Annotated in this window: 20 protein-coding genes and 1 riboswitch; of the genes, 6 read left to right on the top strand and 14 right to left on the bottom strand. The window is 48.0% G+C overall.

Annotated features, from left to right (window positions below):
• Positions 1-189: 189 nt before the first annotated feature.
• Positions 190-465 carry a hypothetical protein gene (locus V8Z93_RS10600; RefSeq protein WP_439431480.1) on the top strand — a complete coding sequence of 92 codons (276 nt, stop codon included), beginning with the start codon at positions 190-192 and terminating at the stop codon, positions 463-465.
• A complete protein-coding gene (locus V8Z93_RS10595; protein WP_439431479.1) occupies positions 456-794 on the top strand; it encodes a hypothetical protein in 339 nt (112 codons plus the stop codon). Before V8Z93_RS10600 ends, V8Z93_RS10595 begins: the two co-directional genes overlap by 10 nt.
• A gap of 203 nt (positions 795-997) precedes the next feature.
• On the opposite strand, the gene V8Z93_RS10590 is transcribed toward V8Z93_RS10595, so the two are convergent.
• Complete coding sequence (locus V8Z93_RS10590; RefSeq protein WP_439431386.1) at positions 998-2,263, bottom strand: IS4 family transposase; 1,266 nt, start codon at positions 2,261-2,263, stop codon at positions 998-1,000.
• Between the two features lie 328 nt (positions 2,264-2,591).
• Between V8Z93_RS10590 and V8Z93_RS10585 the strand changes: the two genes are divergently transcribed.
• Entirely contained in the window at positions 2,592-2,864 is a 273-nt protein-coding gene (locus tag V8Z93_RS10585) for a hypothetical protein (RefSeq protein ID WP_439431478.1), read from the top strand.
• A gap of 83 nt (positions 2,865-2,947) precedes the next feature.
• Positions 2,948-3,202 carry a hypothetical protein gene (locus tag V8Z93_RS10580; protein WP_203040642.1) on the top strand — a complete coding sequence of 85 codons (255 nt, stop codon included), beginning with the start codon at positions 2,948-2,950 and terminating at the stop codon, positions 3,200-3,202.
• Positions 3,203-3,286: 84 nt separating this feature from the next.
• Here V8Z93_RS10580 and V8Z93_RS10575 read toward each other — a convergent pair whose 3' ends face one another.
• The 5 genes from V8Z93_RS10575 to V8Z93_RS10555 all read right to left on the bottom strand — a co-directional run bounded on the left by V8Z93_RS10575 (position 3,287) and on the right by V8Z93_RS10555 (position 9,718).
• Positions 3,287-4,495, bottom strand: coding sequence for an acyltransferase family protein (locus V8Z93_RS10575; RefSeq protein ID WP_299333245.1), 1,209 nt, complete (start codon positions 4,493-4,495; stop codon positions 3,287-3,289).
• A 289-nt stretch (positions 4,496-4,784) separates the two neighbouring features.
• Positions 4,785-5,999 (bottom strand): ABC transporter permease, encoded by a 1,215-nt coding sequence (locus V8Z93_RS10570; protein ID WP_439431477.1) that lies wholly within the window; start codon positions 5,997-5,999, stop codon positions 4,785-4,787.
• Positions 5,999-7,171 (bottom strand): ABC transporter permease, encoded by a 1,173-nt coding sequence (locus tag V8Z93_RS10565; protein ID WP_119248939.1) that lies wholly within the window; start codon positions 7,169-7,171, stop codon positions 5,999-6,001. The genes V8Z93_RS10570 and V8Z93_RS10565 overlap by 1 nt, the downstream gene beginning before the upstream one ends.
• A 21-nt stretch (positions 7,172-7,192) precedes the next feature.
• Positions 7,193-8,218, bottom strand: coding sequence for an HlyD family secretion protein (locus V8Z93_RS10560; RefSeq protein WP_203040645.1), 1,026 nt, complete (start codon positions 8,216-8,218; stop codon positions 7,193-7,195).
• A 60-nt stretch (positions 8,219-8,278) separates the two neighbouring features.
• A complete protein-coding gene (locus tag V8Z93_RS10555; protein ID WP_439431476.1) occupies positions 8,279-9,718 on the bottom strand; it encodes a TolC family protein in 1,440 nt (479 codons plus the stop codon).
• Between the two features lie 217 nt (positions 9,719-9,935).
• Here V8Z93_RS10555 and V8Z93_RS10550 point away from each other — a divergent pair, with 217 nt between their 5' ends.
• The gene (locus V8Z93_RS10550; RefSeq protein WP_158573423.1) at positions 9,936-10,844 is read left to right on the top strand and encodes a helix-turn-helix domain-containing protein; all 909 of its coding nucleotides are present in this window, start codon (positions 9,936-9,938) and stop codon (positions 10,842-10,844) included.
• A 173-nt stretch (positions 10,845-11,017) separates the two neighbouring features.
• Positions 11,018-12,328 (top strand): S28 family serine protease, encoded by a 1,311-nt coding sequence (locus tag V8Z93_RS10545; RefSeq protein WP_439431475.1) that lies wholly within the window; start codon positions 11,018-11,020, stop codon positions 12,326-12,328.
• 286 nt (positions 12,329-12,614) lie between these two features.
• Here V8Z93_RS10545 and thiH read toward each other — a convergent pair whose 3' ends face one another.
• The 8 genes from thiH to lysA form a co-directional block, all read right to left on the bottom strand.
• Positions 12,615-13,754 carry a 2-iminoacetate synthase ThiH gene (thiH, locus tag V8Z93_RS10540; RefSeq protein ID WP_254953549.1) on the bottom strand — a complete coding sequence of 380 codons (1,140 nt, stop codon included), beginning with the start codon at positions 13,752-13,754 and terminating at the stop codon, positions 12,615-12,617.
• A 4-nt stretch (positions 13,755-13,758) separates the two neighbouring features.
• Positions 13,759-15,453 carry a phosphomethylpyrimidine synthase ThiC gene (gene thiC / locus V8Z93_RS10535; RefSeq protein WP_439431474.1) on the bottom strand — a complete coding sequence of 565 codons (1,695 nt, stop codon included), beginning with the start codon at positions 15,451-15,453 and terminating at the stop codon, positions 13,759-13,761.
• An 84-nt stretch (positions 15,454-15,537) separates the two neighbouring features.
• Positions 15,538-16,311, bottom strand: a complete 774-nt coding sequence (locus V8Z93_RS10530; RefSeq protein ID WP_089542780.1) for a thiazole synthase — start codon at positions 16,309-16,311, stop codon at positions 15,538-15,540.
• A 46-nt stretch (positions 16,312-16,357) separates the two neighbouring features.
• A complete protein-coding gene (locus tag V8Z93_RS10525) occupies positions 16,358-17,020 on the bottom strand; it encodes a thiamine phosphate synthase (protein WP_439431473.1) in 663 nt (220 codons plus the stop codon).
• A 32-nt stretch (positions 17,021-17,052) separates the two neighbouring features.
• Entirely contained in the window at positions 17,053-17,250 is a 198-nt protein-coding gene (thiS, locus tag V8Z93_RS10520) for a sulfur carrier protein ThiS (RefSeq protein ID WP_203040651.1), read from the bottom strand.
• A 97-nt stretch (positions 17,251-17,347) separates the two neighbouring features.
• A riboswitch (TPP riboswitch) is annotated at positions 17,348-17,440 on the bottom strand.
• An 896-nt stretch (positions 17,441-18,336) separates the two neighbouring features.
• Complete coding sequence (locus tag V8Z93_RS10515) at positions 18,337-19,110, bottom strand: hypothetical protein (protein ID WP_203040652.1); 774 nt, start codon at positions 19,108-19,110, stop codon at positions 18,337-18,339.
• Between the two features lie 23 nt (positions 19,111-19,133).
• A complete protein-coding gene (locus V8Z93_RS10510) occupies positions 19,134-20,345 on the bottom strand; it encodes a glycosyltransferase (protein ID WP_439431472.1) in 1,212 nt (403 codons plus the stop codon).
• A 61-nt stretch (positions 20,346-20,406) separates the two neighbouring features.
• The gene (gene lysA, locus V8Z93_RS10505; RefSeq protein WP_203040654.1) at positions 20,407-21,564 is read right to left on the bottom strand and encodes a diaminopimelate decarboxylase; all 1,158 of its coding nucleotides are present in this window, start codon (positions 21,562-21,564) and stop codon (positions 20,407-20,409) included.
• Between the last annotated feature and the right edge of the window lie 63 nt (positions 21,565-21,627).

The raw sequence follows: 21,627 nt of genomic DNA, 5'->3' as shown, positions 1-21,627 counted from the left end.
AAGCCAGCCTTTTCGCAGGAGAAGGCTGGCTTTCTTGTTCTTTTTGCGTGAGGAAATTATCCTTATAATCCATTAAACTTCGGTATTCTCTGCCATTTTCTTGCAGATTTCCTTGCGAGTTTCAATCTTTCTTCGTAACTTTGCATCATCTTTACATAAGAAACGTGGAACTTTAAAAGCGAGAGAATTATGGAGGAAAAGAAATATCATATCGAGGAATCGAAGATAGCAGGAGATAAGGTCTGTGAGCCATCGCCAGCTTATCGTTCGGCAGCATCATCAGTTTCATCATCTGTATCATGGGATGAGGCTTACGACACCGATTCCTATCCTATGGGTCGCTCGCTGGAGCAGGTGATGGAGCATTGCGCAGAAATAGACAAGCATTTGGATGACCCGAACTATGGTCATCCAGTGGATGATTTGATTGCAAGATTAGAACAGAAGATTGCGCAATGGAGATAAAGGCAGATGATTTGTTTGATAGCGAATTTGACAAATGTGTAGATTACGCTTTGTTGGAATTCGGCAGAAAAACAGCCAAAAAGTGGATTGATAGCTTGATTGGTATGAAACATCAGCTGAGGTTGATGCCTGAGAGTTATCCGTTTGTACCTGAACTGCAGAAATGGAGAAAGTATCGTGGTGCCATCATCATGAAGAACTTCAAGATTATCAATTTCTACAATGAAGAGAAAGATATCCTCTGGCTGGTGGATCTCTGGGATTTGCGCCAAGATCCTCGTAAGCTGAACATGCGAGCCAGGAGGATAGAAAGAAAGGATTATCATTAGAACTTTAAAATCCGCTAGGCGTCCTGCCGGATTTGCAATCCGACATAAGGAATGTTCGACCATTTTGGGTATGGCGGATTTGTAATCCGCCTCACCTGGATGGGCAAAAAAGGATTTGCAATCTTGCTTGCTGCGGATTTCAAATCATAAGTGGTTGAAAGATTATTTTAGGCATGTTGCTCTATAAAGTAGGATTTCCTTTTTTAAGGAATCCTACTTCTTATAGTAACATGCCTGAATGGAGTCTTACTCAAATCCCCACCATTAATAACCACTAACAACGCCCCAACCCATTCTTGCATTTCAAGGTAAAAGTTAAATTTCGCAATAGAAAAACCGAGCTCATTTTCCTTTTTGTATATCATAACCAGCATAGAGGTAATAATAGTCATGTAGAGAATGACTTTTATGCCATTCTCATTAGTAGACAGAAAATGAGAAAAATTCAAATTCTGCTTTAAAAACTTAAAGTAAACCTCTATGTCCCAGCGCTTTTTGTAACAGAACGCAATTTCTTGTGGAGTCATATCAAAGTCGTTAGTTATAAAAAACACTTCATTTTCTACACGCTTTACCTTACCCTTATTATTTGGACGAGTAGTATCACGAGGCGTTTTGAATTTAGCCTTTATCACTCTATACTTTGTATTTGAAAAATCTTTTTTTTCTCTGTCATATAGGAACACAACAAGGTCATCCACCAACTCCAATTTTCCTAAATCAGTGTTGGTGTTTTCTGTCATAAGGCTTTCTATAACCTGCATTTTGCGGTTAGTTTTAATTCGTCCTACAAACTTAGCCTTTGCATCTTCTACCAATTCATAATTCTTAAGAGCACAGAATCCCCTGTCAAGAACGTATAGATTGTTATGTTCTGGGTCATACTTAATCAGTTCTTGCACAACAGCCGGCATAGCTATGTCTTCGCTAAGATATTCTGGTTTAGAAAATACTTCAGCAAGTTTAGCAGAAAAGCCATCATAAGCTACTGTATACTTTATTTGTTTGCGTTCTGTTTTATTTGATGCTTTTTTACCAACAGTAAATCCTTTCTTCAGCTTGTTACAGGTTTCTGCCACCATGGAACTATCTATGCGAACTATGTTTTTGGCCTGCAATTCTTTTTCTGTATATAGCTGAGACAGACGGTTATATAATAAATCAAAAGCCTTCTCAAAGAAGTCGAGATTTACATTAGCCAAACGGGTAGATATGGATCCGTGTGTTACGGTAGCATCCAATGCTACATTGAACAAAGTTTTATACGTAGGATTATTGAAGATTGACTCAAGTCTTCTTTGACTAACATGGTCGGCAGATAAGAAGGCAAAGACAAGAAGGTAGAAAAGGCGCTCACCGGTTAATACCTTGGCGCAATAATCCACCTTCGTGTCTTTTGCTATTTTTGCGATTTCTTCATCTGGAATCATTCTAAGAATATCCCATGCATGTACCTTTATTTTGCTCATATTTGCTATTTTCTATTGTTTTTATCTACCTACAAAGGTACAAAAAATAATTGAAATACGCAAATAAATAACTGATTATTAAGTGGTTATAGATGTTAAAAAATCTATTAACCACTTATGATTTCAAATCCGCAGAGCCTAAAGAGGTTAGGTCGTTTTTTGACGACGGATTTCAAATCCGTCGGAGCGCCTAGCGGGGAAAAGATCTGCACAATCCATTAAATTTCAGCGTTCTCTGCCATTTTCTTTCAGATTTTCTTGCGAGTTTCAATCTTTCTTCGTATTTTTGCACCAATAAGTAACGTGGAACTTTAATAGCAAAAGAAATATGAAGGAAAAGAAATATCATATCGAGGAATCGGAGATAGCAGGGGATAAGGTCTGCGAACCATCGCCTACTCATCGTTTGGCATCATCAGTTTCATCATCTGTATCATGGGATGAGGCTTACGACACCGATTCCTATCCTATGGGGCGCTCTTTGGAGCAGGTGATGGAGCATTGTGCTGAGGTTGAGAAATACTTGGATGATCCAGACCATTGGATTTCCATAGATGAATTTGAAGCGCAGATGCGAAAGGCAATACCGGGATGGAAATAGTGGAAATTAAAGTTGAAAGGCTTTTTCTTGTAGAATTTCGAAAGTGTGTGGCATATGCACTCTCTGAATTTGGAAGGAAAACGGTGAAGAATTGGAATGCTGAGTATGAGAAAATTAGGCATCGCTTGGAAATGATGCCTACTGGCTATCCTTTTGTTCCTGAATTGCAGAAATGGCAAAAGTATCGTGGTGCTATCATCATGAAGAACTTCAAGATTATCTATTTCTATGATGAAGATTCAAATCTTGTTAGAATTGTGGATCTCTGGGATTTGCGCCAAAACCCTCGTAAGCTGAACATGCGAGCCAGGAGGATAGAAAGAAAGGATTATCATTAGGATTAGATAAAAAACGTCAGGCGTCCTGTCGGAACGGAAATCCGTCGGGACGCCTGACGTTTTTTCCCTCGTTTAGAGGATATGTTATTTCTTCGCCAGCCATCTGCGCACTGGCAGGTCGTAGAACTTTAGGCATAACCAGGCGGCTGCTATCGAAACTCCACAGGTGATGAGCGCCTCGGGCCAGGTTTCACCAAGCGTGAAGAGCTGCTTCTCGATGAGCCACGAATAGAAGTAATACATAAACGGATAGTGCACGATGTAGAGCGGGAAGGAGATGTCGCCCAGGAACGTGCAGACGCGGGTACTGAAACGGTCGGTTGTTGTTCCGTTCGCTCCCAGCCATACTATCGCCGGGAATATCAGAAGGATGCACACTGCTTCGAAAACACCATTCAGCATGATGCCATTCTCCATGATGCCATTCTCCACGATGCCATCAGCGCTGCCCACACTACTGCCGCCAACCGTACTCTCTATATAAGGTACGTGGAAGAGCAGGAGAAGAATGATGGAACTGATCCAGAACGCACCCTTTACCTTGAACTGGATGCGATGAAAAACACGGGACAGCAGCATTCCTATCGTAAACGGGCAGAGCATGCGCAGAAGTCCACCCCAGAAGTTGAGACCATCCAGCGTCCAGCCCACACCAAACATGCCATATCCGCATACATCCGTAGCCGTGAACCAAAGCAGCAGGATGGATAGGATTCCGGCGAGAATAGCCAGAGCTCTGGTGGATAGCCTCCGGATGAAAAGGGCATAGAGGATATTGCCGATGTACTCGAAGAAGAGCGACCAGGCGGGTCCGTTGAGTGGAAACATTTCGCCATTGCCTCTCACCTCGTATCCGCAACCCGGCAGGGCGGGAATCATCAGCAGTCCGCAGAGCAGGGCTATCATCATCGCAGGTACCGAAGCTGGAGTGCCTTCCCAGGTTACTGCTCCCTGAAGGATGAACATCACGAGTCCGATGAGGGCACCCATCACCACCATCGGATGCAGGCGGATGAGGCGTCGCCTGAAGAATTTCCCAAGAGTCAATGTCTTTCCCCATCTGTCATCGTAGGCGTAGCCGATGACGAAACCGGAAAGGATGAAGAAGAAGTCAACCGCCAGATAGCCGTGGTTGATTTCCTGGATGATGGCTGAGCCGGATGCAAACTGGTAGCCTTCGAACACATGATACCACACCACGAGCAATGCTGCCACGCCACGCAATCCGTCGAGCAGGGCATAATGCGGTTTGGTATCCGAAAAACGGGATGTTGATTGTTGTAAGTTAGCCATATATTTCTATTTGTTTGATTTCTTGTTTTCTATATTCTGACTTCTTGTTCTCTGAAATTTGAATTCGCATGCAAAAATACAAAATATTTTTGGAATCATCAAGATAATGTTAGATAAAATAAAGATGAAGTGAATGTATAATCCGAAAATATGATAAAACAAAAAACTCACCAGCCGCTTTGAAAGGATGAAAAAAAACAAAGTTAGGCTGGTGAGGGGCAATTGCGCATTACAAAAAAGATTTCTTTATATAGTGTCAGTAGTATGTTTCGGATACAATCTTACGGAGTTATTCCTCCTGATAAATCTTCTGTCTGTTCTTGGCAGATGAAAGCCGCTTGACGATTGCTTTCAGGCGCAGGCGGTACATGATGCAGGCAAGGATGCCATACACACCCACCTGGCACCACAAACCAACATATTCATGATGAATATCCTCGATGGATGCCCCCGTGCCCATGATGCGCAGGTAGCCGTTCATGCCAAACGTTGAAGGGAAGAGCCAGGATACATACTTCCAAAACTCTGGTATCTCTGAACCCGGCCACGAAATGCCCGACATGAATAGCAAGGGCACCGACAGGAAGACGAACAGCATGATGCAGTCTTCCCTCCGGTAAACCAGTACCGACAGTACCATTGCCAGGAAGATGCAGGCAAGGAGGTACGGAATGATGAACCTCAGAAACACGAAATAATCGCCCACATCAGGCAGACTGAACCATCGGGTTACGGCGGCATAGGCATATATCGCCATCAGCAGATAGAGAATAAAGTAGAAGATGGCCTTACCCAGGACGATATCCACCGGTCTTCTGTACCACTTGCGCTTGGGCAGCATGCGGGCGAGGCATTTCTCGCGCTGGTTTCCCATCGACATGCCGATGCCCAGAAACAGCGTCTGCTGCAGGATAAGCATCAGCACCGGTGGTATCAGGAAGGCGGCAAAACCGCTCTGCGGGTTGAAGAGACTGATGTAGTCGTATTCTATCGGCATCCGGGCTATCTCTTCATCCTGCCGGGTCATCGGATGCAGATGATTATCTACCTTGATGTCGCGGTTCATATCCAGCGAAACATTGTTGGCGGCAAGGAGCAACGCCTTGTAATAGAGCAGCGAACTCATGTCGCAATACAGTCCTACGGTGGTCTGTTCGCCTCTCCAAATGTCAAGGTTGAAATTCTTGGGGATGCGCACCACACCATAAATCTTCCTTTCCATCAGCAGCTGGCGGGCTTCGCTCACATCGTTGCAGTGGGCAGCCATGTGGGCTTCGGGCGTGGCATCCATCTTACGGATGAACTCACGGCTCATGCTGCTGTTGCAGTCATCAATCACCGCAAACGGCACTTCGCGCACCACCTCGTTGGTATAGACGTAGGAGTAGAGTAGCGGATAGCACAGCGGCACGAAGAGGATGAAAATCATAATGCCCTTGTCGTGCATGATTTCCTTCAGCTCCGTCATCCAAATCTGTATGATATTTATGATAGACTTTGTCATTATGGTATGTACTTAACTTTGGTGAATAAACTGCGATAGTGGTGCAGCGTGAGCAGTGGCAGCAGGGCGAATATCGCCAGTGCCAGCACGCTATGCCAGGCGTATGCGATGCTATACCCGTTGAGTGCCTGGTTGACATACAGCAGATAATAGTGGCGCAGAGGAAAGAGAACGCTGAGCTTCTGCAGGATAGGGTCCATCGCCGTTACCGGATAGGTGAAACCTGCCAGCGAGAACGAAAGGATGCCCCAGAGCGAGCAGAGGCACATGGAGAGTCGCATCTGTCCGCTCACCCCGAAGAGGAAGGTGGCAAATCCCTGTGCTCCCAGTACCGTGAGCATGCCCACGCCTATCATCGCCATGATGCCGCTGTTGCATGGATATTGCAGATAGCGGTAGAAATATACGGCATAGAGGATATAGATGAGCCAGAATACCAGGGTTTGTGGCAAGAGTTTTCCCATGAGGGCGGTGAGCGGAGAGTTGCCCGATATTCGATAGAGTACAAGCTGCGTATCGCGTTTCCATTCCAGTCCGATGGTGTAGGCTGCCGAGAGCATCACCAGGAGGATGAAGATTCCGGGGATGAGCATATTGTTGAGATATACTGCATAATCAAGGTAAGGGTTGTTGAGCGGATGTGTCTCTATCTTGATGGGTTGTATCACGCCCATCGCCTGTCGTGGGTTCATGCCGTGGGCATAGAGCGATTCCCGGGTCAGGGCTAGACCTGTAAGCTCTGAAGCATAGCGCATGTCGCGCATCAGCAGATTACCCGGCACATAATAGCACTCGTTGGTATAGAACGAGATGCGGGGCTGGCGGTTTGCCAGAGCCTTCTCAGTGGTCTTCTTGGGAAGATAGAAGAAGGCATAGATTTCTCCCCGCTGCATGGCTTCTCTTGCCTCGCCGAAGGTAGGATAGTGGCGGATGATCTTCACGCCCTCCATCGAGCCGAGTATGCGGGTGATGGTATGGGTGATGTGGGTATCATCTTCATCCACCATCGCTGCTGGCATCTTGGTAGGCAGGCCGGCATCCATCAGTGAGGTGAGGAATATGAGACAGAACAGCGGCGCAATGATCATGCAGAAGAGGAAGAGTGGGCGATGCGAATACATCTTCAGTTCTCTTTTGCCTATCATGGCGAGCCTTCTGATAGTCTTGCTAATGATGTTCATGATGATTGTTGATTATTTGCTGTTGTTCTTTGGGGCTTCGCTGGTGGCAGAGGATGATTTTTTCAATACTGCCGACATGCCCGACATGATGTTGCTTACTGGCTGCAATGGGTGAGCCTGCACCTCGAAGGTCTTCAGGTCGAGATCATCGAGAGCCTTGGTAGCTTTCCATACGGCAAAGGAGCCTACGTCCTTCATCAGGGTGATGCGCACAGGGATGGTCTTGTCCACGGCTGGAACATATACCTCTGCCTGGGTGCCGATGGAATAGCCCTTCAGCTTGTCTTCACGGATATTGAAGACGAACCATACATCTTTTACTACTGATACATTCATGATGGGTGCACCAGTGCCCACCAGTTCGCCTACCTCTGGGAATATTTCGGTTACCATTCCGTCGGCTGTGGCTGTCAGCACCGTCTCCTTGATGTAGGAATGTACTTCGGCAATGGCTCCCTTGGCGCGGTTTGCCTGTGCCTGTGCCATCGACTTCTCTTCTTTTCGTGCTCCGTTTACCGCCATGTCGTATTTAGCCTTGGCTGCTTTCTCGGTGGCGATGGCTGCATCGTATTGCGCCTTCGCCTCGTCGCGTTTCTGCTCAGCCATCACGCCGCTGTCAAAGAGGCGCTGCACGCGGTTGTAGGTCTTGTGGGTAACATCTACGGCTGCTATAGACTTCTGCCACATCTCGTATGCTGCCTGTATTTCCTCCTGTCGGGCACCGCTATATACCTTGTCTTCCATAGCCTTGGCTGCATCGTAGGCAGCTGTAGCCTGCGAGAGCTTGGCTTCCACATCCGGTGCTTCGAGTACCACGAGTGTATCTCCCTTGTGAACAAAGTCGCCTTCCTTCACTCTCAGTTCCAACACGCGTGAAGGTACCTTGGAAGAAAGTCGGTAGTCGGTGGTTTCTGCCTGTCCTTCCAGGGTTTCTTCCTTGGTGGTCTTAAACAGTCCTACTGTGATGACGACGATCATGACAGCAATGAGCACCAGGGCCATTGCCAAAACACTGGTTATGATTCTATTCTTTTTCATTTCTGAGTATTTTCTGATTAAACATTCATGTTGTTATACATTATATATATACCTCATATATTATATATGGGTGTCGATGGAACCTACGGCCTTTCTCAGATAGAGGTTGGCAAGGCGTACATCCACCTGTGCGTTTACCCATTCCGATTTGGCTTTCAGCCATGCCGTCTGTGCTTCCATCACATTGCTCAGCGTAATCACGCCTTCCTTCATTCCCAGGTTGGCATAGCGCAGGTTTTCTTCAGCCTCGTCCACGCTGCGCAGGGTGGTCTGGTATCGCTCCATGCTCTCCTGCAGTTTCTGTCGGCATTGGTTCACCTGCAATTCTATCTTTTCCTTCACCTCTTCGGTTTCATACCGGTGCATCAGGGCTTCTGCCTTGGCACTTTTCACCTTGTAGGATCGGTCGCCCCAGGTAAGGATGGGTACATTCAGGGTGATGCCCACGTTCCACATGCCTTTCAGCTTGCGCTCGAAGCTGTTGAACACCGAAGGGTTGCTGGCTAGATAGCCTCCCATCAGCGCCACCTTAGGCAGATATTCGGCACGTGCCAGATTGATCTTCTCTTCGTAGATCCGGTTCTGGAGTCCCAGGGCCTGCAGTTCCTTGCGGTTGCTTTCTGCCTGCTGCACCAGGTGGTCTGACTTTGAGCTGACCATATCTGCCTGACCCATGATGTTGGCATTCTGATTCTTTTCGTCGATGGCATCCTCCACTTCTACGGGTTCGTTCATTGCGAGTCCACAGATTCGGCAGAGATTCATTCTTGAGAGTTCAATGCCGTTGTTTACCTGGATGAGCGATACGCCGGCTTCGTTCACCTTTACCTTCACGCTCAGCAGGTCGGCCTTGGTAGCCATGCCTTCCTTCACCAGTTTCTCTACATCGCCTTCCAGTTTGTCAACCAGCGCCTTGTAGCCCTCGGCAAGTTTCTTCTTGCTGTATAGTGCCACCAGATTCCAGTAGGCTTCATCTACATCTACAATGATATCCTGCAACTCCTTGTCGTACAGGGTTCCAGCAGCCTCTTCGGCATATTGGGTAATCTTGTTGTAGGCTCTGATCTTGCCACCCATATAGATAGGTTGGGTCAGCATCACCGCCACTACGCCTGCATTGCGGGTGTCGGTATGCAGGGCATCTACTACTCCCTGTCCGGCGGTGTTGATGGCAGAACTCATCGGGGCGAGATTGGGAACCACAGCGGAAAGTCCTGTTCCTATATTAGACAAGGAGGTTTTCTGCTCATCGCTCAGCAAGGAAAGCTCGCGGCTTGTGTACATATATGCACCTGTGGCTGAAACCTTCGGCAGGTAGTTGGTGGCGGCAGATTTACGGGTGTAAGAAGCTGCTACCTTTTTCTGACCTGCCATAAGGAGTGCCTTGTTGTTGCTGATGGCTTTGGCTCTCAGCGAGTCGAGTGACCAGGAGTTGCCTGCGGCATGTGCATCAATCAGCGCAAGCGACAACAATCCAAGCATTAATACTTTTTTCTTCATTCTTTTCTTTCTTTTTTATAATTGACGTGGCAAAATTACTACAAATAGAACACTCTGCGGTGTTCTAATTGTCGGATTTACCGGTCTTTTGAGCGAGTAGTTATCTAAAAGAACAATAATTCTTCAGTTTAAACTACTAGATGTGGCTTTTTTTTGCTAAATTTGCCAGCAAAAACATCGCAATATGGCAAATTTTGAAAAAATAGATATAAGGGACATGGAGCAGTTGACAAACGTGGAGTTTGTTGGCTATGCTGATAATGATGTCGTTATCATTGATGACCTGCGCAACTTCTCTAAGCTGCAGGCCATCAAGGTGGATTTCCTGCTGATTATCGTCATCAAGCAGGGACGCGTGGCTATGCGGACGAATAAGGAAGAAGCTACTGCCTCTTCCAATGATATTATCATCTGCCAGCCTAATACTATCATGAACGATTGCCTGTTCAGCATCGACTTTACGGCGAAGGCGGTCTGTCTCTCTTCTCAGATAGCCCGCAGTATGCTGCATATCGGTGATGTGGTAGATATCTCTTTCTACCTGAAGAACCAGCCTATCATTCATATTGATGAGTCGAGCATGAAGACTTTCGAGAAGTATCATGCCTTGCTGGCTGAGCAGCTGGTAAAAGCAGATACCAAGTACAAGAAGCAGATTGTGGGCAGTCTGGTCAGTTCCTTCCTGTTCTGTCTGCTGAGCATCATCGAGCAGGTTACTCCGCAGAGGGAATCTCTCCACATGTCGAGAGGCAGTCTGCTCTTCAAGCAATTCATCGACCTGCTGACTTCCATGGAAGTAAAACCAAGGAAACTGGAATACTACAGTACGAAACTGTGTATTACCAGCAAATACCTCTCGGATGTCTGTAAGAGCAACAGTGGCAAGACAGCCAATGACTGGATTACGGAATATACGGTAGAAGACATCAACCGCCTTCTCTCACATTCCGATATGAGCATCAAGGAAATCTGTGCCTATCTGGATTTCCCTAATCTTTCCTTCTTCGGCAAATACGTGAAGGCCCATCTGGGATATTCGCCTACGGAATATAGAAGGTTGAAGGGAAGACATGAGAATGGAGCCAATAGTCTTGATTATCCTCGTAATAACGGGAATTTATCGTAATAGCGGGAATAACGGGAAATTATCATAATAACAGGAATTTATCGTAAAAATGCTAATAAGATGTCGTTTCTCTTTGCCGGATGAAAATAAATCCTTACCTTTGCATAATATTTGAAATATGTGGAGATTACCAACGAAAGTTTAAAAAGAGAAAACATAAAAGAGAGACGAAAATGAAATTGAATTTGAGATCCTTGAAATTGATGCTGCTGCTCTTCATCCTGCCTCTGCAGATGCTGGCGGCAGAACTGGGAGAGGCGGGCAAGCTGTTGGCGGCACTGCCTGAAGTGAGTGATGTGGAAACGCTGAAGAGTACGCATTTCCCGGAAAAATATGTGTTCTTCATCAAGCAGCAACTGGATGCCAAGGATGCTTCCAAGGGTAGTTTTGAGCAGCGAGTGATTCTCTGCCACAGAGGATTCGACCGTCCTACCGTGCTCGTAACAGAAGGCTACAACGCCAAGTATGCGCTGCGTGAGGATTACATCGAGGAACTTTCCAAGCTCTTCGATACCAACATCATTACCGTGGAGTACCGATATTTCGACAAGTCGATGCCTAGTCCTTGCAACTGGGATTACCTCACCGTGGAGAACTCGCTCTACGATCTGCACCACGTAAACCAGACTCTGCATGCGATGTATAAGGGCAAGTGGATTGCCACGGGTATCAGCAAGGGCGGACAGACCACGATGTTCTACCGCGCCTACTTCCCGAATGATGTGGACATCTCCGTGCCATACGTTGCACCGCTGAACAAGGGCGTGGAGGATGGCAGACACGAGAAGTTCCTGCAGCATGAGGTTTCTACCAAGGAGAACCGACAGAAGGTGCTCAACTTCCAGCTGCTGCTCTTCAGGCGCAAGGCTGCACTGCTGCCGATGTTCGAAAAATATTGCAGCGAGAAGCAGTATCGCTTCAATGCTCCTATCGCCGAGATTTTCGATTACTCGGTGTTTGAGTATGCCTTCGCCTTCTGGCAGTGGGGTGAGGACATCAAGAAGATTCCTACGAATGATACCACCGACGACCAGGTGTTCAAATACTGGATCAACATGTGTGAGCCGGAGTATTTCACCAACTACAATGCCACCTCTCCGTTTGATGTGCAGGCTGCCAGGGAGTTGGGATATTACGGCTATTACACCAAGCCATTCAAGAGATACCTGAGCATCAAGTCGCCAAAGGGTTATCTGAAGAAGCTGATGGTGCCGAAGGGTGCCGAGAACGTGGAGTTCTCGCCAAAGCTTTACAATTATACCGTGGATTTCCTGACCAAGAACGATCCGAAGATGGTATATATTTATGGTGACATCGACCCATGGGGTGCATCGGGCATCTATGGTCTGCCATTCACCAAGAACAAGAAGAACCTGCATGTCTATATGTGTCATGGCGGTTCACATCTCACCCGCATCCTGTCGTTCCCTGAGCCAACAAAACAAGAAATCATCGATCTGATAGGTGGATGGCTGAAGGAATAAGCCTTTGGATTACATCCAAACGCCTTGGATGGTATGTATAGTTTATCTCCATACGCCCTGAAAGGGCAGAAGCTCCTAGCCCAGGGTAACACCCTGGGTTACGCATAAGCAAGAAAGTCGCCCTGTAAGGGCAAAAGCTTTAAATATAAGAAGCTTTTGCCCTTACAGGGCGACTTTGTTATATCACATTCTAAACCCAGGGCGATGCCCTGGGCTAGGAGCTTCTGCCCTTTCAGGGCGTGCTGCTTGCAGTTTTTTTCCTTTCAGGGCGTGCTGCTCTGTAAAATTATCCGTTTGCGATATTTCCAAACAAATCGAATGAGGCATCCCAATCCTTCCATACTGGCTCTCTGCCCAATTCCTTCAATCTCGCATTGATTACCTTGGCAGTACGCTCATCGCTCACGGTGAACTGCTCCAGCGCCTGAGGATAAGTATGGTAACCACCAGGATTTACCTTTGATTCTGCCGACATGGTGGTGACACCCAGTGTTGCCATGTTGTCACGGATGTAGGCTGGCTCACGGGTAGAGTAGGAGATATCTACATCGTGGTCGAAGATACGCATGGCGAAAGTAGCCTGTGCCAACTGCTTGTCGGTCATGAAGCAGTTCGGCTGGAAACCTTCGTTCTGTGCAGGGCGCATACGAGGGAAGTTCACGCTGTACTTGGTCTTCCAGTAGTGCTTCTGAAGGTAGCGCAGGTGATGAGCCATCATCACAACATCCGTGCGCCACTCCTTCTCCAGACCGATGAGCACACCCATACCGATGGAGTGAACGCCTGCCATACCCATGCGGTCGAAACCATCGCAGCGCCACTCAAACTTGCTCTTCATACCACGTGGGTGGTAGAGCTTGTAGTGCTCGTGATTGTAGGTCTCCTGGAAACAGATGACACCGTTCATGCCATGGTCGGCGAGGGTCTTGTAATCCTCAGTAGAGAGCGGCATCACCTCGATCTTCACGTTAGAGAAATACTTCTTGGCGATGTCGATGGCCTTGGCAAGATAAGGGGTACCAGCCTTTGCCGGGTTCTCGCCCGTAACGAGAAGGATGTTCTCGAATGGCGCTAACTGCTTGATGGCCTTGTACTCGTTCTCAATCTGCTCTGGGGTGAGGATGGTGCGGGCCATCGGATTCTCACGATGGAAACCGCAATACACGCAGGAGTTTGAGCATGAATTGGTGATGTAGAGAGGAATGAACATCGACATGGTCTTGCCGAAGCGCTCCTCGGTATATTTGCGGGAAAGACGCGCCATCACCTCCAGGTATGGCTCGGCAGCCGGTGAAAGCAGCGCCATGAAGTCGTTCACATCGCAATGGTCCTTGGCGAGGGCACGGCGCACATCGTTATCGGTCATTCGAGCAATGCGCTCCGTGGTCTCCTCCCAACTGATATTCTTTAATTCGTCTGAAAACATTTTCTTACTTTTTAAACTTTCTCAAATCGTGTGTCAACTTGGCTGCGCAGAAGTTTGGACCACACATGGTGCAGTACTCACCGTCTGTATGACCTGCCTCCTCGAAATACTTCAAGGCGAGCTCTGGGTCGAGAGAGAGGTGGAACTGGTCTCTCCAGCGGAACTCGAAGCGGGCTTTGGAGAGGGCGTTGTCGCGGATGGTTGCACCTGGATGACCCTTTGCCAAATCGGCTGCATGAGCGGCAATCTTATAGGTTACCACACCTGTGCGCACATCTTCCTTGTTAGGCAAGGCAAGGTGCTCCTTTGGTGTTACATAGCAGAGCATGGCGGTGCCGAGCCATGCTATCTGGGCGCCACCGATGGCGGATGTGATGTGGTCGTAACCTGGAGCGATATCGGTAACCAATGGGCCGAGGGTGTAGAATGGTGCCTCGTGACAGTGGTCGAGCTGGCGCTCCATGTTCTCCTTGATCTTCTGCAATGGCACGTGACCAGGACCCTCGATGAATGCCTGCACGTTCTTGTCCCAGGCACGGGTAACGAGTTCGCCCATGGTATCCAACTCGGCAAACTGGGCTGCGTCGTTGGCATCGGCGATACAGCCTGGGCGCAGACCATCGCCCAAAGAAAGGGCTACGTCGTACTGTGCCACGATGTCGCAGATGTCGTCGAAGTGCTCATAGAGGAAGCTCTCCTGGTCGTGGTAGAGACACCACTTGCTCATGATACTACCGCCACGGCTCACGATACCGCAGAGACGGCTATCGGCGAGATGCACGTTGTGGCGACGGATGCCGGCATGGATGGTGAAGTAGTCAACACCCTGCTCGCACTGCTCGATGAGGGTATCACGGAATACCTCCCAGTTCAGATCCTCTACCTTGCCGTTTACCTTCTCCAAAGCCTGGTAGATAGGCACGGTTCCTACTGGCACAGGGCAGTTGCGCACAATCCATTCACGGGTTTCGTGGATGTTGTCACCGGTAGAGAGGTCCATCAAGGTATCGCCTCCCCACTTGCAAGACCATACAGCCTTATCCACCTCTTCCTCGATGCTGGAGGTAGTGGCAGAGTTTCCGATGTTGGTATTGATCTTCACGAGGAAGTTGCGGCCGATGATCATCGGTTCGCTCTCCGGGTGGTTGATGTTGGCAGGAAGAACGGCACGTCCGCGTGCAATCTCATCACGCACATACTCAGGGGTGATATGGGTATCGATGCCCAACTCCTGGCAGTTCATGTTCTCACGGATGGACACATACTCCATCTCTGGAGTCACGATGCCCGCCTTGGCGTAAGCCATCTGTGTGATGTGCTTGCCAGCCTGTGCACGGCGAGGCAACTGGATGTGCTCGAAGCGGAGGTGGTCGAGGCTATGGTCAGCAAGACGCTGCTTGCCATACTCGCTGGTAACCTCCTTGAGCTGCTCGGTATCGTTGCGGTCGATAATCCACTGCTCGCGCATTCTTGGCAAGCCCTTCTTCAAGTCTACCTGATAGTTAGGGTCGCTGTAAGGACCGCTGGTATCGTAGATGTAAACCGGAGCGTTTGGCTCTGTATGAGGAATGCCGCGCTCATCCTTCACAACAGTAGGAGTGAGGTTAACCTTGGTCATTCCAACCTTGATCTGTGGGAAAAGTTTTCCCTGCATATACGCCTTTTCTCTCTGGGCGTAAGCTTTCTTATCGTTTGGCATTATAATGTCGTTGTTATATTTAATGTTGTTATACTAGACTATGTATTATATATGTAATAATGTATATAATATAATAATGTGTAATTAGTCGTTGAGGAATGCGGTGAGTGGAGAACTTGCCTCGGCACAATCGCTGATGGCTCCGAGACCTGCCTCGTAAGCACGGCGACCGCATACCACTGCCTCCTTGAATGCCTTAGCCATTTCTACTGGGTCTCCGGCTACGGCGATGGCTGTGTTGACCAAGCAAGCGCTGGCACCCATCTCCATGGCCTCGGCTGCGTGGCTAGGCGCACCGATACCTGCATCTACTACCACAGGAACAGTAGCCTGCTCGATGATGATCTGCAGGAAGTCCTTCATTCTCAAACCCTTGTTGGTACCGATAGGTGCAGCGAGTGGCATCACGGTAGCAGCACCAGCCTCTTCGAGGTGCTTGCAGAGTGTAGGGTCTGCCTGGCAATATGGCAATACCACGAAACCGAGCTTTACCAGTTTCTCGGTAGCCTTCAGCGTCTCGATAGAGTCTGGAAGAAGATAGCGAGGGTCTGGGTGGATTTCAAGCTTGAGCCAGTTGGTTCCGAAAGCCTCGCGAGCCATCTGTGCTGCGAATACAGCCTCCTCGGCGTTGCGCACGCCACTGGTGTTAGGAAGGAGCTGGATATTTGGGTTCTGCACGATATGAGAGAGCAAGTCGTCCTGCTTGTCTTCGAGTTCGATACGCTTCATGGCAACGGTTACCATTTCTGTTTCAGAAGCCTTGATGGCTTCAGCCATGAGCTGGTTGTTGTTGAACTTTCCTGTTCCGAGGAAGAGGCGGGAGTTGAACTCTCGTCCTGCAATTACTAATTTTTCCATTTTTTGTATTGTTATTTTTAAATATTTGCTTATTTTGATTCCTCCATCAGATGTTTGTATATCTGAATTCCCTCATCATTTCCATGATGTCATGGGTTTCTGATGCCGGATCCTTGGCATTGAGGATGCAGCCGCTGAGGGCGATGCCGTTAACTCCCGTCTTCATGATTTCGGGGATATCCTCCTTGGTGATGCCACCTATGGCAACGATTGGGATATCGATATTTTCTGCCTTCATCTTCTGGATGATTTCCTTATATCCTTCAAGACCGAGGATAGGAGAGAGCTTCTCCTTGGTGGTGGTGAAGCGGAACGGACCGCAACCGATGTAATCGGCACCAGCCTCATAGTGAGCCTTTATATCCTCGAAGGTATTTGCCGTACCACCGATGATGAAGTCGTCGCCCAGAATCTTGCGGGCTTCGGCAATCGGCATATCGTTCTTGCCCAGATGCACGCCGTCGGCACCCACCTCTTTCACCAGTTCCACACGGTCGTCGATGATGAAGGTAACATTCATGCTCTTGCACCATTCCTTCACCTTGTAGGCGATGGGGCGCACTTCATTATCAGAGGCATCCTTCATGCGGAGCTGAACCCATCTGCAGAGTCCCGTTATCGCCTCGTGGATGCCATCCAGGTAAGTCATCTTCTCATTCTGGTGAGAGATGAACTGCAGTTGAAAACTGTCTAAAGGTATTTTTGCCATAGCCCTATAAACTATAAACTAAAAACTATACCTTATCCTCCGCAGAATGCTTTCACGATTACGATGTCGGCACCCTCCTGGATAAGGCGGTTTTCCCATTCATCACGTGGCACCATCTCGTTGCTGATGGCTACAGCGCAGCCTGTGGCTGGAAGGTCGAGCTCCTGTGCAAGTTCCTTTACGGTCTTTGCCTGAGTCTCTGTCTCTTTGTTGTTGATCATTACTTTCATAATTTTCCTATATTTACATTTATATACTCCAACTTTGTAAACACGGGTACATTTTCTGAAAGATTCTTCGCTTCTTGCCAGAAAGAAGCAGATGGGATTGTACTTAAAATCAGTTTCCTGCGTCAGCATTACCTGCATCAGGTTCAATGGGTATAATCTCAGCCGAATCTATCAGCACCCCGTGATAATTGAATGCAAAAGTAAAGAGAAAATCTGAAATAGACGATAAATTGACAGAAATTTAATCTATATTAACTGAAAGTGATGAGTTTTTGAAGACGTTATGGCAGATGTAGGCATGAGGTTTGGAAAAGACACAAAAAAAGCGTGCAAGAAACTGGTTCCTGCACGCTTCCGGTATATCGTAACGTAATTACATTCATTTAAGAAGATGCTTTAACTTGGTGCATCTTAACCACTTTTCTAACTCTTTTCGAGTTTACTACTTTTCTAACTCTCTTCGAGGAGGGGGTTATGCGCAAGCACAACCACGACCTTTACTGATAGCCTCGCCATATAATGTCATGGCGTTCATGTAGTTATCAATGAAAGCCTTCAAAGCCTTCTTGATAGTGTTCATCAAATTTTTCATAACTGTTATCCTTTCTCTTTAATCATGTTAATACTTGGGCTTCTGTTAGCCCTTTTTTCTTTTTTCAACAACTTCAACAAGGTGATGGAGTAATTACTTACCCATCTCGATGTGGTTGTTTACATTGATTGCCTTTGCAATCATCACTGCTACTACTGCAAGTGCCATTACTGTTGTCATCATAATTTTTTCCTTTCTCTGTTTTTTGTGGAGCCGTCGTGTTTCGGACTCCTGTTTCACATATTATCCTGTAACAATCTCTCTTACTTGAAACCTTCCGTCCTGATTGCTCAGAACTTGTTGTTTCTTCTTTTCGAGTGCAAAGGTAATGCCTTTTTTTTGAATATCAGCAACAATGGCATGACAAAATGATGAAAAACGGCCTTTTTTTGACTCACGTCAAGAAGTGGCAGTTGGCGGCTTGATGCAGGTCAACTACTGTCACCCCATCAGCTCATTTTGTCGTTGTTTTCTCTGTTTTTCTAGTTTTTCAGCTACTTTACGTACTTCAGAATCTCCTTGCTCTTCCTGCTTTTCCTGGCAGGCAGCGGCATGAATCCCTCGGTAAGTCCCGTCTTGTCGGTCATTGCCTGGAACACGGCGGCGGCATAATCTTCCAGTTTCAGTTTCCTGAGTTCCTCGTTGATGGCATCCTCGTCATAATTGTCTGCATATAATAAGGTATGCAGGTCGTCGAGATAGCTTTGCGGAATGTTCTGATGCGGCATGCGGCTCTGTATCTGCATGATTTGGGCGATGATGGGCTGCTCCGTCTGCTTGGCGATGGCTTCAGCCTTGCGCTGCTCGTAGTCGGAGAGGGTAGTGAGACTGGTGTCGTTCCAGTCGTGCATCATGCCGTCGAGGGTGGTGAGATGACTGTAGCCGAAGTATCGGGTCAGGATGACGCGGTTGTTCCAGCCCAGTTTCATCAGATAGTTTCTCTCCATCGGCGTGCTCGCCACCAGCAGGTTGGCATGCTTGTACATGCTCTTCTGGTACATCAGGGTCTGCATCATGCGCTTCAGATGCGGATTCTGGCGATTGCGCTCGGAGATGTCGCCCAGTGGGCAAACGATGTATGGGATACCCATCTTGCGCGATTTGCTGGCAAGTTGGGCACCCTTTCTTGTCCATGCTCCGAATATCAACACTATGTCGGCATCTGCCAGGTTCTGGCAGATGTCAAACTTCTGGTTCAATGCTTCGATGTAAGGTAGATACATCTGAAGCATTTTCTTCTCCTTGGAAATGAACAAATAGATTCTCATCGTTTTTTCTCTTTAATAATGTTTTATAACTTATGACTTGTAAAGTCGTTCTTGTCTGCTCGCCAGTATCTCATCTTGTTGGCGAGATTGCGCCAGATGATGCCATACTCCAGGAATGGCAACTTGAAGATGGCAATGTCGTCGTCGAAGTGCTTGACGGCCTTGTTGGCGATGATCATGCGGAGGACGAAGAGCAGCAGCAGGGCGAAACCTGCGATGCCGGTCAGAATCCAATTCTGCATGAAGATGGCGTATGCCAATACGGCTATCGATGCCAGCAGACTGAGATGAGGCATCAGATGGTCGAAGAACATCAGGGTGCGCATGCTGGCAGCACGCTCCAGACTCTTCAGGGATGCCTGGTGATAGAGGTGGGCATTGTGCCAAGCCTTGTTGGTTGGCTCATCACGGGTGAGCCAGGCATCGCAGTCCAGTTCTACGGCGGTATCTCCGAATGCGGCATACTTGTTTACCAGGAAGTCGTATTCGCCACGCACATACTCCAGGTTGCCCTGGTAGCCCTGTTCGCGCATGAAGTCGCTCTTGCGGAACGCCACGTTGGGCATGTGACTGCGATAGCCATAACTGTGCTGGGCACGGCGAAGCAGATAGAATGCCTTGCGGATGCTGTCGAAGCGGCGAACGCTCTTGGTCTCGTTGTCCAGACTTACGTATCCCAGAACCAGATGGTTAGGGTCCTGGCAGTTGCGTGCCATGGTGGCCAGCCACTTGTCGTTCTCCGGCTTGCAGGTAGGCTCGGTGAGGATAATCCACTCATACTTAGCCGCCTTTACGCCCAGCGTAATCTGCAGTTTCTTGCGGCTCATATAGCGGGAACTCTCAGGGATATACGTATAGTAGAGGTGAGGGTTCTCGGCAGCCATGCGCTTCAGATAGTCCTGCGTCTCGCCATCCGTGCTCTGGCAAACCACGATTACCTGGTAATCGGCGGCATGCTTCTGGTTCAGGAACATCGGAAGGTTGCGCTCCAGTTCCGGCAGGTTGTCGTGGGCCGTAATCAGTACGGAAACGGGTACATTCGCACCGCTTTCTGCATCAGAAGGTTTTGATTCATTGCTTGAACCATCTTCTGTAACTCCCTCTGAATCAATGTCGGCTTCCTCTATATCCGGAAAGCGCAACGAGCGCAGAAATGGATTTATCAGCGATCCGAGGATTGCCAATAAAACCACCACTGCGCCTGCTATGATAGTAGTTAAACTAATTGTCATCATTTCTTTTTTTCTCGTAATCAAGAAATATCTCTTAACTGTAAACTCTTAATTCTCAACCGAATTAAAAGTCTTCTGTAATGTAGCCCTTTGGCAACTGGCGGCAGTTGTACTGGCTCGCCATGATCTCACCGTAGGCTCCGGCTGAGCGGAGGGCGATGAGGTCGCCACGATGGGTCTTGTTCAAATCAATCGCCTTGGCAAATACATCGCTCGACTCGCAGATAGGACCTACCACATCGTATGTCTCAACAGGTTCGTCGCTTGAGATGTTCTCTATCTTATGATATGCCTGATAGAGGGCAGGGCGAATCAGATCGGTCATACCCGCATCAACGATGGCAAACTGCTTGGCTGTGCCCTGCTTGATGTAGAGGGTCTTGGTGATGAGCGAACCCATCTGTCCTACCACGGCACGACCCAGCTCGAAGTGTAACTTCTGACCATCGCGCAGCTTCAGTTTCTTGGCGTATGTATCGAAGTAATCCTTGAAGTCAGGGATAGGCACACGGTTTGGATGGTTGTAATCGATACCCAATCCACCGCCTACATTAATGTTCTTTACTACGATGTGATGAGCCTCCAGCTGGTTCTGCAGCTCGTTGATGCGGTTGCAGAGAGCCTCGAAGTCACCCATGTCAAGTATCTGACTGCCAATGTGGAAATGGAGACCCAGGAACTTGATGTTCTTCATTTTGGAAGCCTCCTCGATGACGCTCTCCATGTCGCGCATGGCGATACCAAACTTGTTTTCTGCCAAGCCTGTAGTGATGTTGGCATGTGTATGCGCACCTACGTCTGGGTTGATGCGGAAGCACACCTGTGCAATCTTGTTCTTCTTCTCGGCGAGTTCGTTGATGATTTCCAACTCAGGGATGCTCTCTACGTTGAAGCAGAAGATGCCCTTGTCCAAACCGAGGTTGATTTCCCAATCGCTCTTGCCTACGCCTGCATATACAATCTTATTGGCTGGGAATCCGGCATTGATAGCTGCCTGAATCTCTCCTCCGCTCACACAGTCGGCACCCAAACCAGCCTGGCAGATGATGTTGAGCACCTTAGGGTTGGCGTTTGCCTTCACGGCATAGTGAACCTCAAAGCCCTCGTGCTTGCCTGCCTCCTGGTTGATGACCTTCAAGGTCTGGCGCAACACGTTGGTGTCGTAGTAGTAGAACGGAGTCTGTATCTCCTGAAACTTATCTATCGGAAATGTTCCTTTCATTTCGTTTATTCTTAAATTAATATCTTATTATAGTTAAATCAGAATATATCTCCGCCCCCCGAT

This window comes from Segatella copri, assembly GCF_051861805.1.
Classification (GTDB): Bacteria; Bacteroidota; Bacteroidia; order Bacteroidales; family Bacteroidaceae; genus Prevotella; species Prevotella copri_M.
The sequence above is the reverse complement of the archived record's forward strand: the minus strand, read 5'-3'. Positions and strand labels throughout refer to the sequence as shown.